17 protein-coding genes and 1 pseudogene are annotated in these 26,893 nt (G+C 43.0%); 14 read left to right on the plus strand and 4 right to left on the minus strand.

Annotated elements, in window-relative coordinates; genetic code table 11:
* Window positions 1–315, plus strand: a 315-nt coding sequence (locus B7990_RS08205) for a class I tRNA ligase family protein (RefSeq protein WP_141099242.1), incomplete at its 5' end; no start/stop codon positions are given.
* A 30-nt stretch (window positions 316–345) separates the two neighbouring features.
* Complete coding sequence (locus B7990_RS15105; protein ID WP_254917405.1) at window positions 346–480, plus strand: hypothetical protein; 135 nt, start codon at window positions 346–348, stop codon at window positions 478–480.
* Window positions 481–664: 184 nt separating this feature from the next.
* On the opposite strand, the gene B7990_RS08210 is transcribed toward B7990_RS15105, so the two are convergent.
* Together B7990_RS08210 and B7990_RS08215 are read right to left on the minus strand one after the other, a co-directional pair.
* Complete coding sequence (locus B7990_RS08210) at window positions 665–1,174, minus strand: hypothetical protein (RefSeq protein WP_088640505.1); 510 nt, start codon at window positions 1,172–1,174, stop codon at window positions 665–667.
* Window positions 1,171–2,310, minus strand: coding sequence for an ATP/GTP-binding protein (locus B7990_RS08215; protein WP_088640506.1), 1,140 nt, complete (start codon window positions 2,308–2,310; stop codon window positions 1,171–1,173). The genes B7990_RS08210 and B7990_RS08215 overlap by 4 nt, the downstream gene beginning before the upstream one ends.
* Window positions 2,311–2,980: 670 nt before the next feature.
* On the opposite strand from B7990_RS08215, the gene B7990_RS08220 reads away from it, so the two are divergent.
* From B7990_RS08220 to B7990_RS08260, 9 genes and pseudogenes are all read left to right on the plus strand, one after another.
* Window positions 2,981–5,017, plus strand: coding sequence for a class I SAM-dependent DNA methyltransferase (locus B7990_RS08220; protein WP_088640507.1), 2,037 nt, complete (start codon window positions 2,981–2,983; stop codon window positions 5,015–5,017).
* Window positions 5,014–6,375, plus strand: a complete 1,362-nt coding sequence (locus B7990_RS08225; RefSeq protein ID WP_088640508.1) for a restriction endonuclease subunit S — start codon at window positions 5,014–5,016, stop codon at window positions 6,373–6,375. The genes B7990_RS08220 and B7990_RS08225 overlap by 4 nt, the downstream gene beginning before the upstream one ends.
* 23 nt (window positions 6,376–6,398) lie before the next feature.
* On the plus strand, window positions 6,399–10,532 hold the full coding sequence (locus B7990_RS08230) for a protein kinase (protein WP_088640509.1): 4,134 nt from the start codon (window positions 6,399–6,401) through the stop codon (window positions 10,530–10,532).
* Between the two features lies 1 nt (window position 10,533).
* Window positions 10,534–12,090 (plus strand): hypothetical protein, encoded by a 1,557-nt coding sequence (locus B7990_RS08235; RefSeq protein ID WP_088640510.1) that lies wholly within the window; start codon window positions 10,534–10,536, stop codon window positions 12,088–12,090.
* Between the two features lie 9 nt (window positions 12,091–12,099).
* Complete coding sequence (locus B7990_RS08240) at window positions 12,100–17,613, plus strand: ATP-binding protein (protein ID WP_088640511.1); 5,514 nt, start codon at window positions 12,100–12,102, stop codon at window positions 17,611–17,613.
* A gap of 26 nt (window positions 17,614–17,639) precedes the next feature.
* On the plus strand, window positions 17,640–18,179 hold the full coding sequence (locus B7990_RS08245; protein ID WP_088637352.1) for a HEPN domain-containing protein: 540 nt from the start codon (window positions 17,640–17,642) through the stop codon (window positions 18,177–18,179).
* 5 nt (window positions 18,180–18,184) lie between these two features.
* Window positions 18,185–18,865, plus strand: coding sequence for a hypothetical protein (locus tag B7990_RS08250; protein ID WP_088640646.1), 681 nt, complete (start codon window positions 18,185–18,187; stop codon window positions 18,863–18,865).
* A 216-nt stretch (window positions 18,866–19,081) separates the two neighbouring features.
* Window positions 19,082–19,402 (plus strand): annotated as a pseudogene (locus B7990_RS08255) (class I tRNA ligase family protein); the annotation flags it as partial.
* A 218-nt stretch (window positions 19,403–19,620) separates the two neighbouring features.
* The gene (locus tag B7990_RS08260) at window positions 19,621–20,796 is read left to right on the plus strand and encodes a deoxyguanosinetriphosphate triphosphohydrolase family protein (RefSeq protein ID WP_088640512.1); all 1,176 of its coding nucleotides are present in this window, start codon (window positions 19,621–19,623) and stop codon (window positions 20,794–20,796) included.
* A 58-nt stretch (window positions 20,797–20,854) separates the two neighbouring features.
* On the opposite strand, the gene B7990_RS08265 is transcribed toward B7990_RS08260, so the two are convergent.
* Entirely contained in the window at window positions 20,855–22,174 is a 1,320-nt protein-coding gene (locus tag B7990_RS08265) for a nucleobase:cation symporter-2 family protein (protein ID WP_088640513.1), read from the minus strand.
* 91 nt (window positions 22,175–22,265) lie between these two features.
* On the minus strand, window positions 22,266–22,847 hold the full coding sequence (locus tag B7990_RS08270; protein ID WP_014546335.1) for a xanthine phosphoribosyltransferase: 582 nt from the start codon (window positions 22,845–22,847) through the stop codon (window positions 22,266–22,268).
* A gap of 357 nt (window positions 22,848–23,204) precedes the next feature.
* Here B7990_RS08270 and B7990_RS08275 point away from each other — a divergent pair, with 357 nt between their 5' ends.
* The 3 genes from B7990_RS08275 to feoB are packed head-to-tail and all read left to right on the plus strand — an operon-like array spanning window position 23,205 to window position 26,826.
* A complete protein-coding gene (locus B7990_RS08275; RefSeq protein ID WP_088640514.1) occupies window positions 23,205–23,633 on the plus strand; it encodes a metal-dependent transcriptional regulator in 429 nt (142 codons plus the stop codon).
* Between the two features lie 2 nt (window positions 23,634–23,635).
* Window positions 23,636–23,920 (plus strand): FeoA family protein, encoded by a 285-nt coding sequence (locus B7990_RS08280; RefSeq protein ID WP_088640515.1) that lies wholly within the window; start codon window positions 23,636–23,638, stop codon window positions 23,918–23,920.
* Entirely contained in the window at window positions 23,920–26,826 is a 2,907-nt protein-coding gene (gene feoB, locus B7990_RS08285) for a ferrous iron transport protein B (RefSeq protein WP_088640516.1), read from the plus strand. The genes B7990_RS08280 and feoB overlap by 1 nt, the downstream gene beginning before the upstream one ends.
* The last annotated feature ends 67 nt before the right edge of the window (window positions 26,827–26,893 follow it).

The raw sequence follows: 26,893 nt of genomic DNA on the forward strand, positions 1-26,893 counted from the left end.
AAGTTGCTGCACCCGTTTGCCCCGCACATCGCCGAAGAAATGTGGAGCATCCTCGGTCACGAAGGCTCGCTCACGAACGTTGCCTGGCCGGAAGCCGACCACTCCAAGGCTGTGGAAAACACCGTGGAAGTCGTGTTCCAGGTGAACGGCAAGGTCCGCGCGAAGGCCTCTGTCGCGAAGGATATGGACAAGGCTGAACTTGAGAAACTCGCACTTGACAACGATCGTGTCAAGGAGTTTACCAAGGGCATGCAGGTTGTCAAGATAATTGCTGTGCCGGGGAAATTGGTTAACGTCGTTGTCAAGCCTGCGTAATGAACGCATGAAAGATTGCCCCTGAGCCGAGTGAAGCGACCACGCTTGCGTGGGCATTTCCGAGGCGATTGGGCAAGGGTTCGAAGAGCCCAGTTCATGGCAGGTAAGACTGTTGTGAAGTCCATCGTGGTTCCCGGCAAGCTCGTGAACATCGTGGTGAAGTAAGTTGTTGGGAGGGGAAAGCCTTCCCCTCGCTTCAGCCCCGCCCCGCCCTTATAATCACGCCCACTCATTGAGTGGGCGTCTTTTGTTATAACCCCCCCCCCCGGTCGGGTCTTTCGCTACCCTTTCTAACGGGCGCTCAGTCGCCGCGCCCGTAACGCCCGGGCTTTAAAACTTTGAGTAGTGCTTAAACAGGATAAAAGTTGTGATCTGGGTCGAGGAATACAACATAGAATGTATTGCGGTCGTAGTAATACTCTCTTCCGTTTGCTTTGTAAGGACATTTATCTAAAGAATCAGGAATGAAGAAACCTACTAATCTAAAACGACCTTCAAGTCTGAATCTTGCCCATGAGACATCGCTAGGAACATTCTTTGGGTGTTTTGCTTTTGATTTGCCTGGTATGTTGTCATACACGACCAGTAGAGGCCGTTCTCCTCTGCCTGTTGGTTTTGTCTCCCATGTGAATCTGGATTCGGTTGAAAACCATTTCATTTTATCTAGCAGCATTTCACGATCGGAATCAGTAAGATCTTCGAGCGCACAAAATCCAGCGTCTTTTTGATTGACTTCTAAAAATTTCAGATTAAATTTTAATAACGGTGCAATTCCTGCCGTTTCAACGATTGTCTCTGGATAGTCGTTGATATACTGAAGCGTTCGTGAGTTTTGATACTTTTGTTTATTCTTCGTCATACTTTAGGAACTCCCCCGACCTTACCATTTCTGTATGGAGATGAAACTGGTCTATCATTTCTAAGAATGTCGCCAGGGATTTCGTCTAGTCTGTATCCAAAGCTTTCGTTGTTTTCTTTGTTAACCAAATATGTACGATATTTACCTAAACGATCCATGATTGCAGTGTCATGTGTAGAGAAAATCATTTGAGCATTATTTAGATTCTTTTCAGAATCATCAAAGAGATCAATTAACATTGGCAAAAGATTAGGATGTAAATTGATATCAAATTCATCTAGCAGAAGTGTTCCGCCATGATCTAAAACGTCATAATAAAGGGCTAAATCATAGAATAGTTTTCTTGTCCCGCTAGATTCGTGCCAAAAGGGGACTGCATAATCTTTTCCATTGAAATTGTGATAAAAGACTGGGTAATATTGAGTCTCTCCTTTAAGTGACAAGGATCTTGCTATTTTTACATCAACAACGCCTGTATCGGCTCTTTTTAAAATATTTTTCACATTAGCGAATCGTTCGGGATAATTTTTTTTGTAGTTTTCGCAAATTAGCGATTTGTCCAAATGGTAATTACTTAAACCAGAATCCGTTACATTTGTTAAAATATTGTCAAAGAATGCAAAAAAAGGTTCCAGCGAGTCGAACTCGCCTTGCTTTGCCAAATGAATGATAGAAACATTGTTTCTAATTCTTATTTGATTAAGTTCTTCATATTCTTTGTCGACAGAAACAAGTTTGTCTAATTGTCTTTTGAAAATAAAATGCTCCGTTTCGTCGAAGGACAACTCTTCAGATGTAATTTCATTTTTGTTTAGGCTGACTTCGTACAAATAATTTTTTCCATTAATGGTAAAGCGGCAAAAAAGATCTGTAGGGTCGTTATTCCCGAAAAAATTGTCAAAGGGAATTTCTGATTTAGGAGCCGAATTGTAGGAATCTGTGCAAAGATATTTTATAAAGGAAAGTGCTCTGAGCACATTTGTTTTGCCAGATGCGTTGGCTCCTTTTATGCCCATAATGTTGGCTGTTTTTCTTCCTTTTGAAATGCTGTTGGGACAGTTCCCGTTTAATTCAAGGGAAAAGGTGAAGCCTTCTTTAAAAGAAAAGAAATTTCGAGCGCCAAATTCTAAAAGCATGAACTTACTCCGTCAAATTTGTCTAATTTAATGCCAAATATACAATGTTTCGGAATAAAAAACAATGATTTTCGACAATTTTGACGAATATTTATTTTTCGAACTGCTTTTTTTGCCCCAAAAAGGGGTTTTGCCGCTACAAAACATAAGTGATGCCACTATTCCTACGATAATCAAGAAGGGCAAAATAGGCCCCCAATCCCGAGGATGGCAATTTTAGCCAAAATTCAGCATTTTTTGCTGATTATGCCCTTTTTATCCCCTTTTTTAGGCTAAGACATTCTTTGTCATGTACTTTTATTTAAATTAAAAGCACATAGGGTTTTTACTCTTGTTCCTGTAATCGAAATCGGCAAAATTTCAAGTTCAATAGGAACAGGGTGAACGCTCGCGCACATTTGTGCGCGAGCTGTTTGCACTTGTCATTGAACAGGCTTTGCGGAGCCTCGATTACGACATGCAGATGGCTCGCGCTTTTTCTTTTCCCGAAAATCGCAAAATCTGCTGTCGGCATAAGAGTGAAATCTAGTCGAGGTTTTATTGATTGGGCCGACGTTTGTATTGAAATATCAGGTCGAGGTTTTCTTTGCCTCGCGTTTAAGCATATTCGTTCAAAAATACAACGGCTCATATTTCCAGAACATTTCTTATTTCACGTAACGGAGTTCCCATGGCTAAGCGTTCACCAGAACCAGAAACTACCGAAGAAATCGTCTTGAACGATGATCAACTGATTTGCATCCTGATAAACAAGATTGTCAAGGCGACCGAAAAAGAGCGGAACTTGCAATACATGATTCAGATGATGTCAGAAGAATATGGCTTTGACATGTCTGACTTGCAAAGGGATTTCCAGATAGCGTTTGAAAACGATGAAGGAAAGAAACGCCGTGTTAAGATTGACTTGGCCGTTTTTGAGTCGGGTCGTGAACACGATCAGGCGAATTTGATTCGTGCCGTCGTCGTTGCGAAGGATGCTAAAGTAAAATCGAATGATTCTAAAGCCGGAGTCCATGCTGTATTGGACGATATTCTTTCCTATACGAATTGTGACTTTGGGTGCTGGACGAATGGCGAGGATTTGGCGTTTGTCTCAAAGACGGAGGACGCTTTCGGTCAAGTCGAAATCGAGGACATTTCTGATTTCCCGGCGGCAGGGCAAACTCTGGAAGATTTGGAAAAAGCGGGTGACCACGCGATGCCGCGAAAACCCGCCAACGAATCTTTAGTGAAGGCTTTCAAGCGTTGCCACGATTACATCTATGGTAACGAAGGAATGAAGAAGACTGCTTTCTGGGAATTGCTGAATTTGATATTCTGCAAACTCTATGATGAAAAGAGACGCTTTACGGATGCTCGTGAAGGGAAATCTTATCGTCGCCAGTTTTGGGTGGGCGTCAAGGAGCAGAATACCCCTGAAGGGCAAAAGGCTGTCGCGGATAGAATTAAAGGCATTTTCCGCAAATTGAAAGAAGATGGCTTGTATAGCGATGTCTTTGATGGAAACGAGTCTATCAACTTGTCTGATCGTGGCTTGGCCTTTGTTGCGGCGGAACTTTCCAAGTATTCTTTTTTGGACGCAACTGTCGATGTCAAGGGAACCGCTTACGAAACCATCGTTTCGAATACATTAAAGCAAGAAGCGGGGCAGTTCTTTACTCCAAGAAACATCATCAAGTGCATGGTGGAAATGCTTGACCCAGATGAGAACACTCGTGTTCTGGACCCAGCATGCGGCTCTGGTGGATTTATCGTGATGGTGCTGGATCATGTTCGTCACAAGATTGCGAAAAATATTTGGCCGGAATTAGATGATGTTCGCCTGGAAGCGAAATGCAATTCGGAAAAGGTTGAAGAGAAAGTTCGCGAATATGCGCAGAACATGATTTTCGGTTTTGACTTTGACCCCGATTTGAAGAAGGCGGCAAGGATGAACATGGTGATGGCTGGCGACGGTCACGCCAATGTGTTCAATATTAATTCTCTTGACTATCCGAAAGGCTCAAAACCCGATGTTCCTAAGGTTGCAGAAAAAGTTAACGAAAGTATTGCTGTAAGTAAGGATAAAAAGTTCAAGTTTGAAACGGCTGATGATAACGCTCAGGGTAAATTCGATATGATTTTCACAAATCCGCCGTTTGGTTCCAAGGTGGAAGTCGATAAGGAAATCGCCGAACGTTACTATTTAGGCCGTGAATTGGGGAGTAACGCTCCTGAAGTTCTTTTTATCGAAGCCTGTTATAATTTCTTGAAGCCTGGTGGAAAAATGGCGATTGTCTTGCCGGATGGCATTCTTGGCAATCCGAATATGGAAGAAACGCGAATTTGGATTTTGAAACATTTCAAGTTGTTAGCGTCTGTAGATTTGCCGGTGGAGACATTCTTGCCGCAGGTCGGTGTGCAGGCTTCGCTGTTGTTCTTGCAAAAGAAAACTGCTAAGGAACAATTGATTTCTATCGATGATGAAGATTACGATGTGTTTATGGCAATTGTGGAACATGTCGGCAAGGACCGTCGCGGTGTTCCTATTTACAAGAGGGATGATGACGGAGCAGAACTGCTTTTTGACAATGTAAAAAAATGGCTGACTCGCGACGAACGCGGTCGAGAAGTAGTCCGTGAGCGTAAGGAAAGAATCAAAAAACTTGATGACGACCTTCCTGAAGTTGTAAATGCGTATGCAAAATTTAAGGAAGCGCATAAATGAAAATTTCCAAGATAAAAACACGAGTATTCAAATCGAATGGCTTTCGTATTGATGCCTCTTTCCATTTGAGTGATGGTGTTGTTGTTCGCAGAAAGATTGCTGCTTCGCCATACAAAATTATGAAAGTTGGCGATGCTGCTAACCAAATATTCTACGGCAATAGAGCGAAACGTGTATATGTCCAAAAACGTGAAAATGGGATTCCGTTTTTGAGTAGTTCTGATATTTTACAGGCCGATCTTGAAAATGTCAAACTAGCGTCAAAGAAATACACTCCGTGTATTGAACAGATGCGACTGCAAGAAGGGTGGATTCTGATATCTCGTTCTGGAACTATAGGTAATACGGCCTGGGCTACTAAGCAACATGCTCAGAAGCTAGCTTCTGAGGATGTTATTAGGATAGATCCTAATAACATCCTCAGGGCGGGTTTTGTCTATGCGTATCTATCGAGTTCTTATGGACATTCCTTGTTGACGCAGGGAACCTTTGGTGCGGTTATTCAGCATATAGAGCCTGATTTTGTTGCATCTTTGCCTATACCACAGTTTCCTGCAAAGTTTCAAGAAAAAGTAGATAATTTAATTAAGGAAAGTGCCCGTCTCCGCGAAGAAGCGAATAGATTCTTAAACGAGGCTGTATCTGAATTTGAAAAGTGCTTAAATCCTGAATGTTATAAGAGAGAATTTTGCACATCTACTGTTTCTACAAAGCAGATCTTGAAAAAATTTAATCGATTAGATTCACATTATCAAATTGCACAAAAGGAATTTGTTAAAAGACGTAAAAGAGGTCTGAGATACGAAAAAATAGGCCCGAAGGCTGAAAAAATATTTGTAGGCAATCGGGGAAAAAGACTTTATTCTAAAGAGGGGGTTCCTTTTTTGTCTTCGTCTGATATGATGTTGTTTAACGCTTTGCGTTACTCCAAAAATATTAGCGTAAATACCCCTTCACTAAAAATGATGCAAGTTCATAAGAATGAAATATTAATTTCTCGATCTGGAACCGTTGGAAATAGTGTTTTAATTGGTGATTTGTTAAATAAGAAGGCCGTTTCAGAACATGCATTGCGATTGCTGCTAGATGAACAAAAGATAAAGCCATCGTATGTTTTTGCTTATTTGAATACTGAAGAAGGTCGAGAATTGTTGCAATCTCTTGCTTATGGTTCGGTAATCGTTACTTTGGGTGAAGATTTTGTTGCTGATATTGATTTGCCCATTTTAGATGAACAAATTCAAAGAAAAATTATCCAAAAAATTAACGAATATGTTTGGGCTAGTGATTCTGCAGCTGAAAAAGAATCTTTGGCTATTTCTCTAGTTGAAAAAGAAATTGATGGTTGGAAAGTATAACTTCTGTTAGAAAAGGTTTTTATATGGCTCAAGTAAAATTCCCTGTTCATAGCGATGGTTTTGTCAATGCAGGCGAAAAACGCCTGATTGATTATTTGCAGAACAATCTTCCTGCCGATTACTGGATTGTTCCTAACGGAGAATATGCCAATAAAAATCCGCAGGGTCTTGTGGCTAGCAGTGAATACGATTGCATTGTGGTTGCTCCCCATGCCATTTACCATATTGAAAATAAGGATTGGGGTGGCAATCTTCAAGGTGATGATTATGCGTGGTTTGTAAATGGGGCCGAACGAAAAAATCCGTTTGTGGCTGCAGAACGCAAAACACGCATCTTGGCTTCTATGTTAAGGTCTCATAACCATTTGTGGGGCGGGGCCTTCGTACAGACTGCGGTAACGCTGAGTTTTCCGGGTCAGTCAAAAACAGGTATTGACCATTACAGCAAATCGTATGACCAGATTTTTTTGCTAGAAAAACCGCTTATTGATTTTATTAAAGATAACGCAAAAGTCCGTAAGGCTCCAGATGCTATAAAAGCATATCAGAAAGACATTGTCGATTTTTTAACTGGTAGTGCATCGGTTGCACAATATCGTCGAAGAAGAAAAGTCCTTCTGGACTATCAAATCATCGAGGTTTTGCAAGAGACAGATTCGTTTACGGAATACTTGTGTAAGGCAAAGTTCTTTGCAGATAGAAAGTATAAAATTAGAGAGTATCCGCTGGATTACGCGGAAAAGTCCAAACAAGAACTTGATACTATTCGCAGAAAGGCCGAAAATGCCAAGTATGTTCATGAAAAACTTGGTTTCCGCGGAAACATTATTCCGTGTGAAAGTATTCTAAGCGAAGACGGTTGTTTTTATTATGAAAAAAGCCTGTACATGGAAGAATCTACATTACGGGCTCATATAAAAAAGAAGACTTTGACCGACTTGGAAAAAATCCAGATTGTCCTTGATATTGCAAATGCCTTGAAAGAGGCTCATTCTGAAGGAATATTCCATCGTGATGTTTGCCCAGAGAATATCTATGTAACAAACTCTGGGGCAGCCCTTGCGAATTTCAGACTTTCGTGGTTTACCGAACATCAGACAATGGGTTACACTGTCGCAACCGAACTTGTGCCGACGAAAGATTCTCCCTATGTTTCTCCTGAACAAGATGACAATGATGTCTGTGCATCTAGCGACTTGTTCTCTTTAGGAGTAGTCTTTTACGAACTGATGACGGGTAAGTTGCCATTTAATGATTCACAGTCTTTCAGGGTGCATGGAGGAAAACTAGATGAATCGCTGATGCCATCCAAGGTGATTTCTCAATTGCCTCCTTGGTTCGATGAACTGGTGCGAAAGACTGTTGTTGTTGATGTCAATAATCGTTTTGCCTCCGCTGAGGAAATGATTGAGTTTATCAACATCAACTTAAAGCCTGCTGCCCAGGAATCTATTCGCAAAAAACAGGCCGAGTCTCCCATTGCTAATCAAACGCAAAAGAAAATTGAGGATTTGAAACCAGGTGATCAGGTAACTCCGGAGATTGTCTTGTATGAACCGCTGGGGAAAGGTGGTTTTGGCCGTGTTTTTAAGGCTAAGCAGACGTTACAGAACAAATTTTACGCCATCAAAATTTTTGACAGAGATTCTTCTGCACAAGAAACGATAAATGAATATCAGACACTCAATAAATTGTCTCACGATAATATCGTAAAGTTCATTTACAACGGAATAACAACTCAGGGTTTCTTCTATACTTTAATGGAGCTGCTTGAGGGCGACAACTTGAATAAGTTTGTCGAAGGTGATTTGAAGATGACCATGAACGAACTATATAAAATGGTTCGTCAAATCCTTTATGCTCTCAAGTACATGCAGGAACAAAATCCGCCGATGTACCATCGTGATGTCAAGCCCAATAATATTATTTGGGACAAGTCTTCTCGATATGTGCTGATCGACTTTAATATATCATCCCAAATAGACGATAAGGCTTTTGCAGGAACATATCCTTATCTAGCTCCAGACTTGATTCAGGGAAGTTCTGTTATCAACTGGGATTGCTCTGCAGATACTTTTGCTCTTGGAGTATCAATTTATCAGTTAATTGCTCATACATATCCCTGGCTAGGAAAAAATAATCAGCCTATCGTTGGCGTAGAGCCTGCAGATATTGCGCAATATGCAGAAAGACTTTCTCCAGAATTTGCAGCATTTGTCATGCGTTCTATCAAGACTGACAAAGCGGAAAGATTTGCGAATGCGGCGGAAATGCTTGCCGCTCTTGAAAAAATTGGGCTGAACGGAATGCTTAAGGAAACGGAAAAAATAATCCGTTTAGATTCCGATGGCAAAAGAACCGATTATGTAGATTATCTTAATACCCTTTATAGCCAGAGTAGTCATGGCAATAGTGGTGTTGTCGCCAAATCAAAAACGACTAATAGTTTTGATGATTTGACCTATATCGAGACAAAGTTGGATAAACGCCTCATTGACGATATCACGAACTTGAAATACAAACTGGTTGTAATTACCGGTAATGCAGGTGATGGTAAGACTGCGTTTATCAAGCAAATAGAAAGCCGTAATGCTCCCGTGCAGGCTAAAACCGTCGGTAATGGCAGCACGTTCACCATCAATGGCGTGAAGTTTGAAACCAACTATGATGGCTCACAGGATGAAGATACAAAGCTGAACAATGATGTTTTGAATTCTTTCTTTGAGCCGTTCTTTGATTTGGATGATTATACCAAGGCTTCGGAAGGTCGCATTATTGCTATTAATGAAGGCAGACTTGTAGATTTCCTCAGCCAACAACCAAGATTAAAGAAGTTTGAAACAAACATTGAGGAATTCTTCTTCAACGAAGGCCATGTAGAGTTGCTCCCCGGATTAATTGTAATTAATCTCAATTTGAGGTCGATTACAGCAAGAGAAGGTGATTCTCAGAGCTTGTTGGGACAGCAAATTCAAAAGATGGTTGCAAGCGAATTGTGGACAAAATGCGAAGGTTGCCCTGTTGCAGAAAAATGCTTTATCAAGTATAATGCAGACACTTTCAGGGATAGTAGTGTTGGTCTTGAAGTGACGAACCGTCTGGAATGGTTGCTACGCACAATAGTCTATAAGCGCGAATTGCATGTGACAATGCGTGATTTACGTTCAATGATTGCTTATATGCTTACACGTGATTATTCGTGTGAACAAGTGAAAAAGCTTATCGATATTGTGCAAACGGAAGGATTGCGGAGCTATTATTGGCAATACTATTATTTCAATATTACAGCACCGGCAATAAAGCCGAATGTTGCCTCCTTTGATTTACCGACATTGGATTCTAATGACCGTTTAATTCGCATGCTGCGAGAAACGGATATTGCCGAAGTGGCTTGGCCTGCAGTTGACCGCGATTTGTATTATAAGGAGAAAACTCCGGAAAATTACTTACTGTTTAGTGATAGGAAACAGAACCTTATTGATGACTTTAATGGGGTAGGGATGAAGCCGATTTGGCAAATGGATGATGAAAATGAACGTAATGAAATTGAATGCGTACAGAAGGTTTTTGTTCGACATCAATATTTTGAAGGCAACCTCAAATTCAAACGTCGCTTGCCGTATCGCTACATTACAGATTTTTACGAATCTCTACGTGATGAAAGTGCTGACAAGTTGGCTGAATCTAAACTGAATTTGGCAAAGGCTATTTCCATTAGCGAAGGTTGCGAAAATGCGGAATTGTCAAAGGCTCATCTTCTTTTGGCCAGCTCGCAGTCGAATGATCCGATATCAAAAAGTTATCGAAGATTCCCGATTGATGAATTTGAATTGTTTGTGAATAAAACAGACCATTTGACACAATATGTTGAATATGAAAGTGACAGCTTTATTTTTAGGCATAAAGCTGAGAAACATATTCAATTGACGGTTTCACTTGACTTGTACGAAATGCTCAAGTTTATCCAGAATGGTTTTAGCCCGTCTGTAAACGACCTGCAAGGGCGATTTATTGAATTGCAGGTGTTCAAGAATCTGTTGCAGAGTAAGACTTACAAGGAAATTATTGTCACCAAGAATAATCAGAAGTTTACCGTTATTCGTCTTGACGAGAATAAACATATTGTGTTCGAATCCTTAAAGCAGGAGAATAACTAGTATGATGTTGAAATTGAAAAAAGGTACAGTGATATTCCGTAATCCTCAAATTTTTGCTGTTGATACTAAGTTGGTTGTTCTAGAGCGTGTTTTGACAAAATTGTTCATGCTTATTTATACAGATGGAGTTTCTCTAACGCTGAAGGTTAAAAAGGAGCATGATGTAAAAACATTAACTGAATATGTTGAATTGCTGGAAAAAGATGGGTTAGTTTCTAATGCCGAAAAAAATTTTGACGCAGTTGAAGACTGGCTACGTAGCAATCTACTTGAAATGGTTTTCCGAGGCAACGTCATTAAGGAAAAAGTTTGTAGTCTTAAACCAATGCATTTGCTGAGTTTTAGAATTCAAAATCTAAAGTATTGCCGCGACTATAATACATCGGACCAGTTGTATCTTATGTTACGAAGCTGTCCAGAGGTTCTTGCTGGTTTAAAGCAGTATCTTTGTAAAGGGTGGGATGTAAATAGTAATTCTCTTGTAAAATCTGCGGATCTTGATGTGGACACCGCAGGAATTCTTTATCTAGTTAAAGAACTGAAGGAAACGAAAACTCTTAATACAAAGGACACTCCTGAACCATTGCTGAAAAAGCAATCTGATTTATTCAATGATGATGTTCGCCGTCTTCTTGTTTATCAAGAAAAATTGCCAAGATCCGTATTTATTGAATACTTCAAGATTCTTTGTGGATTTCATCTCGCTTTATATACGATGAAATTGGTCTATCTATTGCCTCAAATGGTTGACCAGGGAAGAATCGATGTTGAAGATGATTGGACGATGATTGTTGATGTAACGGATGATTTGAATAGTAGGATTTCAAAATATGCTAAGGATGATTTTGAAAAGAACGAAAATAATTATCGTCGGTATATTAGAGCGACATACTCCATAGATGTTGTTCAAAATTGGCTTTCGAGAAATAATACAAAGGTGACTATCGCTCAGGTTCTTCAAAAGATTAAAGATGGGTTGAGTGAAGAATATTTTAATATCCGATTACAGGATGTGTTGAGCGATTTGCCTGATGTAAGCGAAAAGGAATTTGATAAAAAAGACTATGAAGAACAATTCAAATATTTTAAGGATTACTCTTCTTTCCAGAAATTTGTTTATTTATTAGAGTCTTCGAATTTAGGTTTTTCTCAATACAAATATCTTAGACAGTTTATTGATGCAGCAACAATGAAAAATTCGCCATCAAAATTACTTGCGGATGGCCGTTCCAGAAAATATCCGAGACGTGGAGCCTTAGGTTCAAAACTACTGGAAACGCTGGTTCAAATTTTGGTTCTGGAACCTATTGATGGTGGAAATTATCAGTCCAAATCGTTGTCTATTGATGAATTGGCTCAACTGATTCGTTCTCGGTATGGCTTGATTATCAATGGCGTTGGCGATTCTCGATTCAAGAATGCAGACGTGGAAACATGTTCAGCATTTAAGGAAAATATGGATGCGTTCAAGAATAAGTTGCGGCAAATCGGTTTCTATACAGATTTGAGCGATGCTTGCTTATTGCAAAAAATTCGTCCCCGTTACAATTTTAACTAAGGTGTTGTCATGAGTATTCAGGAATTGTATTACGACAAGTTTCTCAGATTCGTTGTTTCTCGTTATGAGAAGACTATTAAAGAAGTTAAGCCGGGACACCGAATGAAAATTACAGGTTTGTCGCTTGACAAACTTCAAAGGATAATTGCTCCGCTGCGAAAAATAAATCCGTCTGTCAAGACGTTTATTCTTTCGGATTCACTTTCGGGTGATGATTATGTCCATGCTTCGAAATTGATTGAACTCAGAAATGAAAGCCCTGATGCAATTCTTGCCTTGATTCCATCGGATAGTTCAACATCTGCTGAAGATTCCTATGGTGCTGCATTTCAGGAATTGTCTGTGTCGGATTTACAGAAAGAGTTCTTTGCCTTTTTGCTTTCCAAAATTCCCCAAGATAAATCGCATCTCTTCCAGATATTTTATAACGCATTTGCAGAGTTTAAACTATTTGCATCAGATGATTTGAGCAATCTAGTAAACTATTTGCTTTTTGTTGATGCTGAAAATTATTCTTTGGAATCGTGGGGCGATGGTCTCCAATTTATGGGGATGATCCCTGATTCGGATTTGGCGAAAAATGAACAGGACTTAAAACGTTATTTCAAGTTGAATTTTGAGATGTGTACATCTCTGCTCTGTGATTTTTCACTAACAGAGCTCGATCGTGTCAATAAGCTTCCTTTAAGCCCGGATTCCATTCAAAATGAAGTTATTGATTTCTTGACAAAGGAGAAAGATGTTCGTGACAGCATTGAGCTTTGCAAAAGAATTTATGAGAAATACCCTAAGCTTAATTTCTCTAGATGGAAAAGCTATCTCACGGTTGCCGTAAACAAGAAAAATGTTAAGGTCTATGCAGACTTGACACCTGGCAAAAAGGATGGTGAAGAATTAATAAAGGATCCCTCTGGAAATTTAGTGCTAAACATTAAGGATGGAAAGAAAAAAGGGAAAATCTCTTTTACAGTTATTGTTGATCCGGCTCCAGCGCAAAACCCGGATATTATGGCGTTTGAAATATGCTTGATAAGGCGTGAAGACTTTACGTTGGTGGATACGCTAAAGAAAGCGAAACTTGGTGCCAATCGAAAAAGTGCCAAACGCAAAATGTCCGTTAATATTGAAAACGAAGCATACGAATCCGGTGATTATATGCTTCGTGTCAATGCTATTGACGAAAATGATGTCGTGCTTAATGTGGATAACGATTTTAAGGACGAAGAAAAACAAAGTAAATGGGAGGAAGAAAAGGCTGAAAATCCGGAAAAGTCCAAAGAACAATTTCGATTGGATAATCAGGCTGCCTATTGTAATGAAACCGTTGTGTTTACAATAAACAATGCCGTATCTTCTGACGAACTTGAAGAGTCTGAAGAAGTTGAAAAAAGAGCGAAGGTCAATACATTTTTGCAGGGGTTCATCCGTCAACGAGTATCGCTGTTAGTGAGCGATAAAGAAATTGAACTGGATGAATACGATGAACCCAAAAATGGTTGGCAGCATGGTTCCTTGAATGACATTTTCCAGTTTGATTTGTCGTCTAAATTTGCGTTCCAAATACAGTTGCCAAAGAAACTTATTGCCCTAGAAACATCCTTCTTAAAAAATCGAGATACGTTTGGATATATCAATGCTACAGTTGGTGCGAATATAACTGATGTAAATTTGCAAAGTTTACGATTTAGCGCTTTGTCTCAAGATAAAATTCCAGTCGAATTAAAAAAATTAAGGTCTGAATTGTTTGAGGTTATTTCGCAGTCGGCAAAAGAAGATTCTGGCTTGCTTGAAACATTTGATATTGCAAATAACCAAGACTTGATTATAAATTATTTGGCGGAATATAATTCCTGGTTGGCTGATTTGTCGGCTCAGAATCTTTCGGAAAGTGACTCTGTTGCCGTTCAGTTTATTGATATGGTTAAATTGGAGGTGGAACTTCCTAACGGGACTTACACCGATGTTTGCCTTATTTCGCCTTTGCATCCACTTCGTTTGGGTTGGATGGTAAATCTATGGGGTTTGTTCCAAAATTGGGAAAACAGTACAAAAGAGTTTGATGCATACCGGAAATCTTGGACAAAAAAACTGGACCAGCTTTTCTATGGCAAACTGAAAATGGATGTAGCTCCATTAATCTTGGCTGATGAAAAGTTGCAAGACCCGTATCAATATATTGGTGAAATAACATTTGGATGGGGAATTTATTCTCGCCCCGCAATAAGCAAGGATAAGTCTTTGTCTTCTGATGCAAGGCAAATAAAGGCTTATACATCGTCCTTGCTCAATATCTCCAGCGATAAGATTATTGACAGCGATGTTAGTGCTGAATTGGTGGAAAAATACATCAACCGATTTGCCAAATCGCATCCTTATGCGAAAAAATTAGTTCTGAACTTGTTCAATGCGGGTGATGCGATTTCTTTTGTAAATGCCTTGAAGTCAATTGAATTGAAAAACTCTGCATTGACTTATGAAATAAGAATCTTTTCAGAGTCGAATTTGATAAAATCTGGAAGTGCTCTTCGAGAACTTATAAATCCGGAATCCAATGTCGCCGAAGGTGCGGAGGCCTTTTCGCAAGCATCGCGTAATCGACTTTTTCCAAAAATACGTTTCTCCTTGAATGATACGCAGCAATTTATTCAAGACCCAAACCATTATCAAGCCCATATTTCGTTCTTGATAAATCCGTTCCAGATTCAATCATCTTTGGTGCGACCCAATAAATTAGATCGATCTTTCTACTTGAATTCCTTGATTTGCCGTAGCGTAATTGCGTATGAGGAAAATGGTGGCGACTCCACGTGGTATCGCTATATATCTGAAAAAATCTTGCCGAATCCTGTAGAGGAATTTGCTAACACAGAAGTTGATTTGTTAAAAAACATTCAAAATTTGGTGGGTAAGATAATGTCTAATACCATAGACAGTTCGTTGCCTACGACAACATTAGTTTTGAAGGAATCCGACCGTGTTCTCCTTAATTTGGTTCACGATGTTTCTGATTGGGTGGTGACATTCGATAAGAACATGGGGCCTGAATTCTTCGACCTTCCGGCGAGTTCGGGTGAAAACCAAAAGATTCCTTATTTGCTGGATTATATTCCAGGACAAGAATCTGCGGGAACATCGGCTTTCTTGACTTCTAAGCCCACAAGTGAAATTGAGGGGCTAATGAAGCCGATGTTTAGCGAGTATGGAATTGATTTGTCTGGTAATGAGCAGTTCTTAGAATTACTTGAAGATGTGAGAACTGTTAGTAGTTCTCTCATTATGCAAGCTGGAACCACAAGAAACAAGGCTTTTGAAGTTTTAGGGACGACCCTGACAAAGCGGTTCCTGAAGAAGAAAGGTTTGTTAAACGAGGCTTTTATTATCCCTATCGATTTGCATCAAGAACTGTTTGCGGATCTTGATACGGGCGATCGTGAACGTGCTGACAATTTGCTTGTAAATATTGATGTTGAATCCAAGGAAATTGTATTTACCGTTGTTGAAATAAAGTGCAGAAAATCTCTGAGTGAAAGCGAAGAAAATGACTTGAAATGTAAAATACAGGCTCAACTTATCAATACTGTGTCTGCTTTGCAACAACGATTTGGTAAACCGTTAGATGGTAGTCCAGAGAGATTGGATAGAGAACTCCAGATTTTGGAATTAGTTGATTTGTTGAGTTTCTATATCAAGAGGTCTCAGCGCTATGCACAATTAGACCCGATTGTTGCTGAAGAATATTTGGTATTCTTGTCAGAATTGGAAAAGTTGGATTATAACCTAAAGTTCAAGCAAATTGGTGTGATATATAACTTTAGCCAACATGAACGCCAAAAGAAATGTTTTGAAGGCGATAGTTGCATTTTTACGATGGGCGAATCCGTCATTAGTGAAATTCTGGGTGATAATGCGACATTGAATACGGAACGCCTGAAACAACTTGACAATGATAAGGATTTCTGTAACGCTTTTGAACCAAATCGCAAAGAAAGCATTGTGCGGATTAGAACTTTGCGAGATGGTGGTGTTTTGCCTGAAGAACGTCAAGAAGAACCTGAATCTGATGATGTTGAAAATGCCGATAGAAAAGATGTGAATGCTAGTACGGCTGTAACTGAAGTACCTGCAGATTTCATTCCGAAAGAAACAGAATCGGCGACTTTAGAGGAAGAACCGATTCAACCAGAAACCCCTTCAAAGGAAACTCAGGAAAAAACTACTTCGGAATCAAAACCTGTTGTTGATAATTCACCTAAGGATGAAAGATCTAGTGATGTGAAAGTTCTGGAGAATGTAGATAGTGTTTTTGTTCCCCCTGTTTACGATGTTCTTATTGGGAAAACAGATGCTGAAACTCCGCAATATGGCATTATTGGAAAAACTGTAGATAACAAACGATTAATCGGTATTGATTTGAACGAATGCAATACTGTCAGTTTGTTCGGTGTTCAAGGGGCTGGGAAGAGTTATACAATTGGAACTGTTGCAGAAATGACTTTGAAACAGTTTAGTAAAGTGAATAAGTTGCCAGCACCTCTTGCTAGTGTCATTTTCCATTATAGCGAGAGCATGGATTATGCCCCTGAGTTCACATCAATGGTTTATCCAAATGATGACGAAAGACAGCTTGCTCGTTTGAAACAAGAATATGGTGCCGAAGCTGGATCTGTAAAAGATGTTTTGCTCCTTACTCCCAATAGTCAAGTTGAAAAGAGAAAGAGTGAATATCCTGATATTGAAATTGCTCCCATTGGATTTGCTGCCTCGGAATTAAATGTTGCCGATTGGATGTTCCTGCTTGGCGCTATAGGTAATGAATCTACGTATGTGAAAGAATTGAAGCAGATAATGAAAGCGTGTCGCTATGATATGACTCTAACAAACATTAGGATGGGTGTTAATCAGAATGCATTCCTGTCAAATTCTCAAAAGAATTTGGCTTTGCAAAAATTGAAATTTGCAGAAGATTATATTTTGAATGATTGCTCTCTAAAAAAATATATGCGTCCTGGTCGCTTGATTATTGTGGATTTGCGTGATGAATTTATTGAAAAAAATGAAGCGTTAGGATTGTTTGTTGTGATGCTCAATATTTTTGCAAGTGTTAAAGATATTGACGGCAAACAGTTTAACAAGTTCATTGTTTTTGATGAAGCTCATAAATACATGAACGATAAAGATCTTGTCGGTTCTATTACTACCGCAATTCGTGAAATGAGGCATAAAGGCGTTTCGATTATGATTGCTAGCCAGGATCCGATGAGCTTGCCAAGCGAAATTATTGAACTGAGCTCTATTGTCATAATGCACAAGTTTAGTTCGCCTGCGTGGGTAAAACATGTTCAAAAAGCTATTACCGCTTTGCAAACTTTGACGCCTATGGCAATGTCTTCGCTTACATCTGGTGAAGCTTTCTTGTGGGCGAATAAGGCTACGGATAGAATGTTTACGCAAAGACCTGTGAAAATATCGATTCGCCCACGTGTCACCAAGCATGGCGGCGATACGATAAATGCGGTAAAGTAAAGAATTTATGAAAAAAGAGAAAGCCTATGTCTAAATCCCTAGAAAAATTTAATGTATCCATCCAAGATTCAAAGAATCTTTTAGATATGTTTGACAAACAGAGTAAATCAAATCCTGAAAATGCTGAGGTGTTGAAACGTGCCGGACTTGTTATGGCTTTTACGGCATGGGAAACATACGTGGAGGATCGCTTGACGGAGTCCTTGTCGCTGCAGATGAAGTTGATAAAAGGATGCTCGCTAGGAGATTTTTTCCAAAAGAAACTAGATGAAGAATTAAAACGATTCAATACGCCGACATCCGACAAAACAAAGAAATTATACAAGGATTTCTTGGGAATTGAAGATGTTACGGAAGGCTGGAAATGGAGTAATTATGAACCAGCTAAATCGCGAGAACAATTGAACAAATGGATTGCCTTGCGTGGTGAGATTGTGCACCATGCAAAAGGTGTTTCGACAAATCCGCAACCTCACATTGTAAAGAAAGATGATTTGTCCAAATGCATTACCTTTTTAGAAGGACTTGTAAAAACTTTTGATGCATATGTAGAAAAGGTCCTTTGATATATATGGATAAAGAAAAACTTATAAAGGCAATCAATCAAAAGGGTCTCCACAATAGCCTAATCTCTATCTATTACAACATAGGAAGAGCATTGCCGTTTCGTGCACAGAGATTTCCTGATGGGCGTATTTCTGATTGGTACCGCTCACAGTTTGTAGAAGTTCATGTGGTAAAGCCTGGTGGTAAAGGCGGAAAGTACGGTTACGCCTATGGATTCTATTTCAGGAATGGAGAACGTGCGGATGCCACGGAAAATAACCCCGAGCAAAGTTGGTGCAAAATGAGTGATACCGAGCCGCAGGGGATTCCGTGTGCTGCTTGTGGTTCATGGGTGCTTCTAGACATTCTGGGAGAATCGACGGCGGAGCCGACAAAAATTTATGGTGTAAACGATGTCTTGGAGGTCGGCAAGCATAAGGGAAAGACTTTGGCCGAAGTTATCCGCTCTGATTGGGGGTGGGTAAAGTGGGCTAAAGAAAATGCGGAGCATATCTTTTTTGATATGGATGAAGTGATGGAGGAAAGAAATAAGAGCATTAAGCCTCTTCATCCAAACGATGTGTTGACCTATGGAAAATATAAAGGGCAAAGCATTAAAGAAATCGCAGAGATTGATATGAACTATCTTAGATGGCTTTCTGCGAATAATGATGATTTTGTCTTTGATTTTAAGGAATTGTCGTAATACATTTTGATGTTCGCTTCTGCGTTAGGGATAGTGACCCCTTGGGGAGGCACTGTGGTGCCGTTTTAGGAGGTGGGCGGCGAGCAAAGCGGAGACGATTGCCCCTAAAATATAGCCCGACCCACGCCAGTGGGCGGACAGCACTTAACGATTTGTTGTTTAGTGCGCATGGCCACCAAGGTGGGGAACGCCCAAATGCAAAGGGGCGAACCGTGCGAAACCTTCGTCAAGTTGCTGCACCCGTTTGCCCCGCACATCGCCGAAGAAATGTGGAGCATCCTCGGTCACGAAGGTTCTCTCACGAACGTCGCCTGGCCGGAAGCCGACCACTCCAAGGCCGTGGAAAACACCGTGGAAGTCGTATTCCAGGTGAACGGCAAGGTCCGCGCGAAGGCATCCGTCGCTAAGGATATGGACAAGGCCGCCCTCGAAAAGCTCGCCATGGAAAATGACAGAATGAAGGAGTTCATGGCAGGTAAGACTGTTGTGAAGTCCATTGTCGTTCCGGGCAAGCTCGTGAACATCGTGGTGAAGTGACGCGACCAAGGGTCGCGTCATCCTGAGCGGAGCCCGTAAGGGCGAAGTCGAAGGATCTAGACCTGAACGTCATCCTGACGCCGAAGGCGGAAGGATCCAGTGATTTAAAAAATCCTAAATATTAGAAAAAGCTCTGAAGTCCATCTTCAGGGCTTTCTTTTTGCTGTTTTTATATATTTTGTAAAACGAAAAATATTGTCACTTAATGGATTTGCCTTATGGAATGGAATGCTTCGGTCAAGAAAGAAATTGAATCCCGCTTGATGGAAAAGGAAAACTCGCTTGCTGAATACGCCTGCAAGTCTGCGGCTGCGATTCGCTATCACGAAGCGCAAGAAGATATCCGTCCGAACTTTTCTCGTGATGCAGACCGGATTATCAATTCCTATTGCTATAGCCGATACATTGACAAGACTCAGGCTTTTTACCTTGTTGAAAATGACCACATTACGCATCGTGTGTTGCACGTGCAGCTGGTCGCGAAAATTGCAAGGACCATTGGGCGTTTTTTGAACCTGAACGAAGACTTGATAGAGGCGATTTCGCTAGGGCACGATGTGGGCCATACGCCTTTTGGACACGATGGTGAAAGGATTGTCTCGGAGTTTTTGCAAGAGAATGGTGAAGGAATTTTTGAACACAATGTTCAAAGCTTTAGGCTGTTCCATGACCTTGAAGCGCACGGCAAAGGGCTGAACCTTACCGCACAAGTGCTCGATGGAATCATTTGTCACAACGGCGAAATCCTGAAAAACGAATATGGCTGCAATCGTAGCAAGACTCCAGAAAAACTGCTGGAAGAATACAGAAACAGCTTGAATGGAACGCTGAAATCGAAAGAGATGGTTCCGATGACATTGGAAGGATGCGTCATGCGAATCTCGGACGTGATTGCGTACGTTGGCCGTGATATCGAAGACGCCATCATCTTGAAATTGGTGAAACGCGAAGACATCCCCCAAGAAATCACAAAAATTCTCGGTAACAAAAACAGCGAAATTGTAAACACGCTTATTACAGACCTTGTCAACAATAGTCTAGACAAAGAAACGCTCGTCTTTTCGCCGGAAGTTTTCGATGCGCTTAACCAACTGAAAAACTGGAACTACAAAAACATCTATTTGAACCCGAAAAAGTCAACCCAGGACGAAAAAATCAGGATGATGTTCCGTACCGTCTTGGAAGAATGCCTTGATGAACTCCAGTCTGGCGTGAAAAAGGCAACAGGAATCAATCACTGGTGCGAATCGCTGGGCGAAAAGTACAGAGAAACGACACCCCTCCCGCGCATTGTCGCCGACTACGTCTCTGGAATGACCGATGACTACCTGATGAGCGCCTATAAGGAAATCGTGCTGCCGAAATCGTTTGGCGTGAGCTTTGGGGAAAAGTAATGTGCAAAAAAATACCCAGCCGGCTTGGCTGGGTTTTTAATTAAAATTTGTTTAATGGTTATTTCGCTTCTGCGGCTTTTTCTTCCTTGTCCTTGGGCAATACCAGGTTCAAAAGGACGGCGAGGATGAATACAACGGCGACGCAGTTTTCAGCGAAAATGGTCTGGATAATCTGCGGGAAGATTTTGAACATCTGCGATGCGGATGTGAATCCGAGACCGGTGCTTAAGGACAAGCTAACGATAATCATGTTGCGCTGCGAGAAGCCGCTTTTTGCGATCATGCCGAAGCCTGCGAAGAGGATGGAGCCGAACATCATGATGGTGCAGCCTCCGAGAACGGCTTGCGGGATGGTTGTGAGGAGGGTGCCTACGGGCGGGAAGAGACCGCCGAGGAGCATGATGCCTGCGCTTGTCGCGATGGCGAAGCGGTTCACGACGCCGGAGAGCGAGGCGAGTCCGACGTTCTGGCTGAACGATGTAATCGGGGTGCAGCCGAAAAGCCCGGAAATGGAACTCACAAAGCCGTCGCAGCTGATGGCTCCGCCCATTTCGGCTTTGTGGATTTGGCGTTTGAGGGCGCCGCTGCAAAGGGCGCTGGAGTCACCGACGGTTTCCGTGGCGGACACGAGATAGATGGCGATGACGGAGAGGATGGCGCCCAAGTTAAATTCAGGAGTGAACGGGAGAAGCTTGGGGAGTGCGAAAAAGCCATTGCTTGAAATGCCCGAGAAATCGACCATGCCCATGAAGAGCGCGAGGATGTAACCGACGATGAGGCCGACGAGTACGGAGAGCGAGCGGAGGAATCCCTTGGCGAAAACTTGCGTGAGCAAGCAGGTGAGGAGCGTGACGCTTCCGACAATCCAGTTCTGTGCAGAACCAAAGTCAGCGGCGCCTTGACCGCCCGCGAATGAATTCGCGCCAATGGGCAAAAGCGAAAATCCGATGGAGGTCACGACGGTAGCCGCGACGATGTGCGGGATGAGTTTGAGCCAGTATTTGGCGCAGAGACCGAGAAGTCCTTCGACGATGCCGCCAACGATGACGGCGCCCATGAGCGTTCCCATGCCTTGCGATGCTCCGATTGAAATGGAGACGGAGAGGAATGTGAAGCTGATGCCCATGACAATGGGGAGGCGGGAGCCGATTTTCCAGACGGGGTAGAGCTGGATGAGTGTGCCGATGCTTGCGATAATCATGCAATTCTGGATGAGCGAGGCGGTGAGGCCTTTTTCAATCCCGACGACGTTTGCAAGGATGATGATCGGCGTAATGTTACTCACGAACATGGCGAGCACATGCTGCAAACCGAATGGAATTGCCTGTAAAAGCGGAACGCGTCCGTCAAGCTGGTAGATGTTGTCCGAAGTCTTCATGCTTTACCTTAGATGCTGTGTTTCGTCATTGCGAACTTTGAATGTTTTATTACGTCATTGCGAGTCCCGCAAGGGGCGAAGCAATCTATGATTATTGTTCGCGGAACTTGATGAATCCGGTTTCGGGGTCCATGCTATCGACGATGGCGATGGATTCCAGGCGTACGCCTGCAGCGCGGAGCTTTGCGCCACCGGGCTGCATGCCCTTTTCGATGGCGATGCCGACACCGACGAGTTCAGCGCCTGCTTGCTTCACGAGGTCGATGAGCGCCTTGCTGGCTTCACCGTCGGCGAGGAAGTCGTCCACGATGAGGATCTTGTCGGTCGGCTTGAGGTAGGGGCGTGAAACGAAAATATCGTTGAACTTTTTGTGCGTGAAGGAATATGCCTTGGCGACGTACTTGTCGTCGGTGCTGTTGACGGTCTGGCCCTTCTTGGCAAAAACTACAGGCACGTCGTTCAGGTAGGCGATGAATGCCGCGATGGCAATGCCGCTTGCCTCGATGGTGAGCACCTTATTGAACTGGACGTCGGCAAAACGGCGTTTGAACTCTTCGCCGATTTTTTGCATCAGGCGGATGTCAATCTGGTGGTTTAGGAAACTGTCAACTTTAAGGACGTTGCCGGGTTTGACTACGCCATCGGCAAGGATTTTTTGCTCAAGGAAGTTCATATATGAAATCTAGCAAAAGGCAAAATTTTTGCAAAGACCGCGTGTTCAGAAGGGTATGCCCAAATTTCCTTAGAAATGGTCAAATTCTCTATATATATGTAAAAGATAAGGATTTGCTTAAAATACGGAGATGCCCTCCCCATACGCGGATCATGCTCACATAAGTGCTAAAGCACTAAGTGATCAAAGAGCTCGGGGGCGGGCATGACAAGAGTGGTATTTTACTGTTATAGCGGTGCTTTTGCTAGGGTAATAGTAAAAAAGTATAAAAGTTTAGCCTTGACTAATTAGCCTGGGCTTATTAAATTTAGTCATGTCTAATTAAATTAGACGACGTTAACGTAAAAGGATCATCATATGGAACACAATCACGTGAAGCTCAGCCAGAGTCTCGAAGACTATCTTGAGATGGTGCACATGCTTCGTTTAGCGAACGGAATTGCCCGTGTCAAGGACATTGCGGCGGCACTATCCGTCAAGATGCCTTCTGTGGCTAAGGCAATTCTCGAACTCAAGAAACTCGGGCTTGTGACGCAGGAACCTTATAGCGGTGTGGAACTCACGGAAGAGGGCCGAAAGGCTGCCGCCGATGTGTTGAACCGCCACATTCTCCTCAAGGGGTTTTTGATTCGTCTGGGGGTTTCCGAAGCGATTGCGGACAAAGATGCTTGCAGTATGGAACACATTCTTTCGGCTGAAACGCTTGCAACTATTGAAGAATTCATGAAGAAGAATAACGCAAGTGCTGTCGTGAAGAAGGCTCCCAAAAGTGAAAAAAGGAAATAACAATGGGTTGTAATTGCGGTTGCGGCGGCAAGTCGCAAACTAAAAAGTGGGATTTGGAACCGAAATTTTCGGATCTCAAGAAGGGCGACAAGGTTGAAATTGTCGGCTACAATGAGGGCGATGCCCGCTATAAGTCCAAGCTTTTGTCGATGGGACTTGTTCGTGGTGTGACGCTTGAAGTCTTGCAGATTGCACCTCTCGGGGATCCGATTGAGGTGAGTGTTCTTTCTTACCGTTTGTCGCTTCGCAAGCAAGAAGCGAACGTTCTTAAATTGAAGAGGGTCTAATGGCTCCGAAGCTTTTTACTATTGCTATTGCCGGTAACCCGAACTGCGGTAAAACGGCTCTTTTTAATGCTCTTACGGGTGCTCGCCAGCATGTTGGTAACTGGCCGGGCGTGACTGTCGAAAAGAAGGAAGGCTATTTCGAACTCGGTGATCAGCACATCCGCGTGGTGGACTTGCCGGGTACTTACGCTCTCTTTGCCAATGCCGAAGACGAACGCGCCGCTGTGGACTACTTGCTCACTCGCGAAGCGGACCTCATCATCAATATTATTGATGCCTCGAACATCGAACGTAACTTGTTCTTGACCTCTCAGCTTGTCGATATGCAAATCCCGATGGTGATTGCTGCAAATATGATCGACATTGCTGAACAGCGTGGTTTGCACTTGGATTTGGATATCATTGCCGAACGCTTTGGTGTGCCGGTGATTCCTCTTTCTGCCGTGAGCGACAAGAGCATCACGAATTTCATTAGCCAAATGGCTCATGTTATCGCTGGCAAGAAGATGACTCCCAAGGCCATTGACTATGGTGAAAATGTCGAAAAGACCGTGAAGTACTTGGAACCACAGGTTGAACCGGTTGCTAAAATTCTGGGAACGGATGCCCGCTGGGTTTCGCTCATGTACTTGGGCAACGAAAAGAGCTATGCAGACAAGTTTGCAGAAGCGAAGGTCCAGATCAACAAGGCCGAAGTGACCAAGATGCTGAACGAAGAAAGCGAATTTGCGATGGCTGACGTGCGCTACAGCTTGGCTCACGATATTGCAAACAAAACGATCCTTTCGAACCGTTCCAAGAGAACCTGGTCTGATAAGCTCGACTCCGTGCTTTTGAACCGCTGGGCTTCGCTCCCGATTTTCCTCTTGGTCATGTACCTGGTCTTCTGGGTTGCAGTGACGATCGGTTCTGCTTTCATTGATTTCTTTGACGTGCTGTTTGGCGCTATCTTTGTGGATGGCCTTGGCTACTTGCTCACGGATGTGTTCCATGCGCCGGGCTTTGTGTCTGCAATCCTCGCCGATGGTATCGGTGCCGGTATCCAGACGGTCTCGACTTTCATTCCGGTCATCTTCTTCATGTTCCTCTGCCTTTCTTTCTTGGAAGACTCTGGTTACATGGCTCGTGCCGCTTTTGTCGCGGACCGCTTTATGCGATTCCTCGGACTCCCGGGCCGTGCATTTGTGCCGATGATGGTTGGCTTTGGTTGCGGGGTGCCGGGCATTATGGGTTCTCGTGTGCTCGAATCCAAGCGTGAACGTTTCCTTACGATTTTCCTTGTACCGTTCATGAGCTGCGGCGCTCGCCTTCCGGTGTATGCGTTGTTTGCGGCTGCATTCTTCGGAACGCAGGCAGGGACAGTCGTGTTTGCCCTCTACCTTGCGGGCGTTCTCTTTGCGATCGTGTACGGCTTGATTCTTCGCCGCTCCTTGTTCGTGGGTGAGGCTAGCAACTTTGTGATGGAGCTGCCGCCTTATCATTTGCCGAAGTTCAAGTCGCTCATGATCCACTCCTGGCTCCGTTTGCGTGACTACGTGATTCGTGCCGGTAAGGTGATTACGATTGCGGTTGCAATTCTCGGCTTCCTCAACAGCTTTGGCTTTGTGGACAAGCTCTACACTGAAATCAATGGCGAAAAGACCGAAATCGTGAAGAGCGAAGAAGGCTACGCCATGGTGCAGGACGAAAAGGAAGTTCCGCTCCCCGAAGGTGTCGTGATTGACGAATCTAAGGTCCAGGCGGAAAGTGAATTCACTGCTGGTAACGGCGATTCCGAAAACAGCTTGCTTTCTGTGATTGGTAAGGCGATTACCCCGATTTTTGAACCGTTCGGTGTTGAATCCAACAACTGGCCGGCTTCAGTGTCCCTCTTCACGGGTCTCCTTGCTAAGGAAGCTGTGATCGGTACGATGAACTCGTTGTACTCCATGGCTGGCCCTGGCGATGCTGCTGAAGTCGCATCTCGTCATCCTGAGCAGAGCGAAGAATCCAGTGAAGTCTCGACTGAAGCCCCGGCGCCTGCTGCAGAACCTGTCGCTGTTGCCGATAGTGCTGACGCTCGTCATCCTGAGCAGAGCGAAGGATCCAGTGAAGTCGCTGTTGCTGATTCCGCAGTCGCTGATAGCGCAGTTGTCGCAGACAGTGCTGTTGCTGAAGCTCCTGCCGAAGAAAAGCCCCTTATCGCAGGCGTGGACGAATGCCTTGCCGAAGAAGAGGATGAAGGCGGTGCTCCGGATATTCTCGGTGCATTCAAGGAAGCCCTTGGCACGGTTCCTGAGAACTTGAGTGAAGTCTTCGGCTCTCTCACGGACATTCTCGGAACATCTGGTGAACTCGAAGCGCAGAATGCCGCAGAACTCAAGAAGGTCACGCTTGATAAGATTCTTGATGCGAAGGCAATTACTTGCGAAGAATACGCTTCTATCGAAACCTTCAGCGAAGAAGAAGGTGCCGACAAGGCCCGCGAGGCTGTGTTTGCAAAGCTCGCTGCTGCAGGCCTTACGCTGAGCGAAGATGAAATCGGCGCTCTCGAAGAAGGCGACTTGAGCGAAACGGCTGACATCTATGCCAACCTCCGCTCTTACTTCCACAACCCAGACAAGAACGGAAACCCGGTCGATGGATTTAACTGGCAGGTGTTTGCATTCTTGATCTTTATCTTGCTCTATGTGCCGTGTCTTGCTGCGATGGGTGTCGTGGTTCGCGAAATCGGCCTTGGACTCGGTGTGCTGATGGCTGTGGTGCAGACAATCCTTGCTTGGGCTGTCGCGGTGCTCCTCTACCAGGTGCCGGTCGGTGGCAATGTGTTCTGGATTGTAAGCTCGATCATCGTGCTTGTGGCAACATTCGTGTTCCTTAAGCTCTTTGGTATGAGCGCAAATAAGAAAGGGCGTTTCGAAGACTAATTGTATTTGAGTCAAGAATCATTATTAAGGGCTGGTAGGCCCGAAACCTGCCAGCCCTTAATTAAAC

The sequence above is a fragment of the Fibrobacter sp. UWB4 genome (genome assembly GCF_002210345.1).
Lineage (GTDB): Bacteria > Fibrobacterota > Fibrobacteria > Fibrobacterales > Fibrobacteraceae > Fibrobacter.

What these genes read in the sequence shown, in the direction of transcription:
- B7990_RS08210 (WP_088640505.1), bottom strand. Translation starts at nt 1,174, where the DNA reads ATGACGAAGAATAAACAAAAGTATCAAAACTCACGAACGCTTCAGTAT.
- B7990_RS08215 (WP_088640506.1), bottom strand. Translation starts at nt 2,310, where the DNA reads ATGCTTTTAGAATTTGGCGCTCGAAATTTCTTTTCTTTTAAAGAAGGC.
- B7990_RS08220 (WP_088640507.1), top strand. Translation starts at nt 2,981, where the DNA reads ATGGCTAAGCGTTCACCAGAACCAGAAACTACCGAAGAAATCGTCTTG.
- B7990_RS08225 (WP_088640508.1), top strand. Translation starts at nt 5,014, where the DNA reads ATGAAAATTTCCAAGATAAAAACACGAGTATTCAAATCGAATGGCTTT.
- B7990_RS08230 (WP_088640509.1), top strand. Translation starts at nt 6,399, where the DNA reads ATGGCTCAAGTAAAATTCCCTGTTCATAGCGATGGTTTTGTCAATGCA.
- B7990_RS08235 (WP_088640510.1), top strand. Translation starts at nt 10,534, where the DNA reads ATGATGTTGAAATTGAAAAAAGGTACAGTGATATTCCGTAATCCTCAA.
- B7990_RS08240 (WP_088640511.1), top strand. Translation starts at nt 12,100, where the DNA reads ATGAGTATTCAGGAATTGTATTACGACAAGTTTCTCAGATTCGTTGTT.
- B7990_RS08245 (WP_088637352.1), top strand. Translation starts at nt 17,640, where the DNA reads ATGTCTAAATCCCTAGAAAAATTTAATGTATCCATCCAAGATTCAAAG.
- B7990_RS08250 (WP_088640646.1), top strand. Translation starts at nt 18,185, where the DNA reads ATGGATAAAGAAAAACTTATAAAGGCAATCAATCAAAAGGGTCTCCAC.
- B7990_RS08260 (WP_088640512.1), top strand. Translation starts at nt 19,621, where the DNA reads ATGGAATGGAATGCTTCGGTCAAGAAAGAAATTGAATCCCGCTTGATG.
- B7990_RS08265 (WP_088640513.1), bottom strand. Translation starts at nt 22,174, where the DNA reads ATGAAGACTTCGGACAACATCTACCAGCTTGACGGACGCGTTCCGCTT.
- B7990_RS08270 (WP_014546335.1), bottom strand. Translation starts at nt 22,847, where the DNA reads ATGAACTTCCTTGAGCAAAAAATCCTTGCCGATGGCGTAGTCAAACCC.
- B7990_RS08275 (WP_088640514.1), top strand. Translation starts at nt 23,205, where the DNA reads ATGGAACACAATCACGTGAAGCTCAGCCAGAGTCTCGAAGACTATCTT.
- B7990_RS08280 (WP_088640515.1), top strand. Translation starts at nt 23,636, where the DNA reads ATGGGTTGTAATTGCGGTTGCGGCGGCAAGTCGCAAACTAAAAAGTGG.
- feoB (WP_088640516.1), top strand. Translation starts at nt 23,920, where the DNA reads ATGGCTCCGAAGCTTTTTACTATTGCTATTGCCGGTAACCCGAACTGC.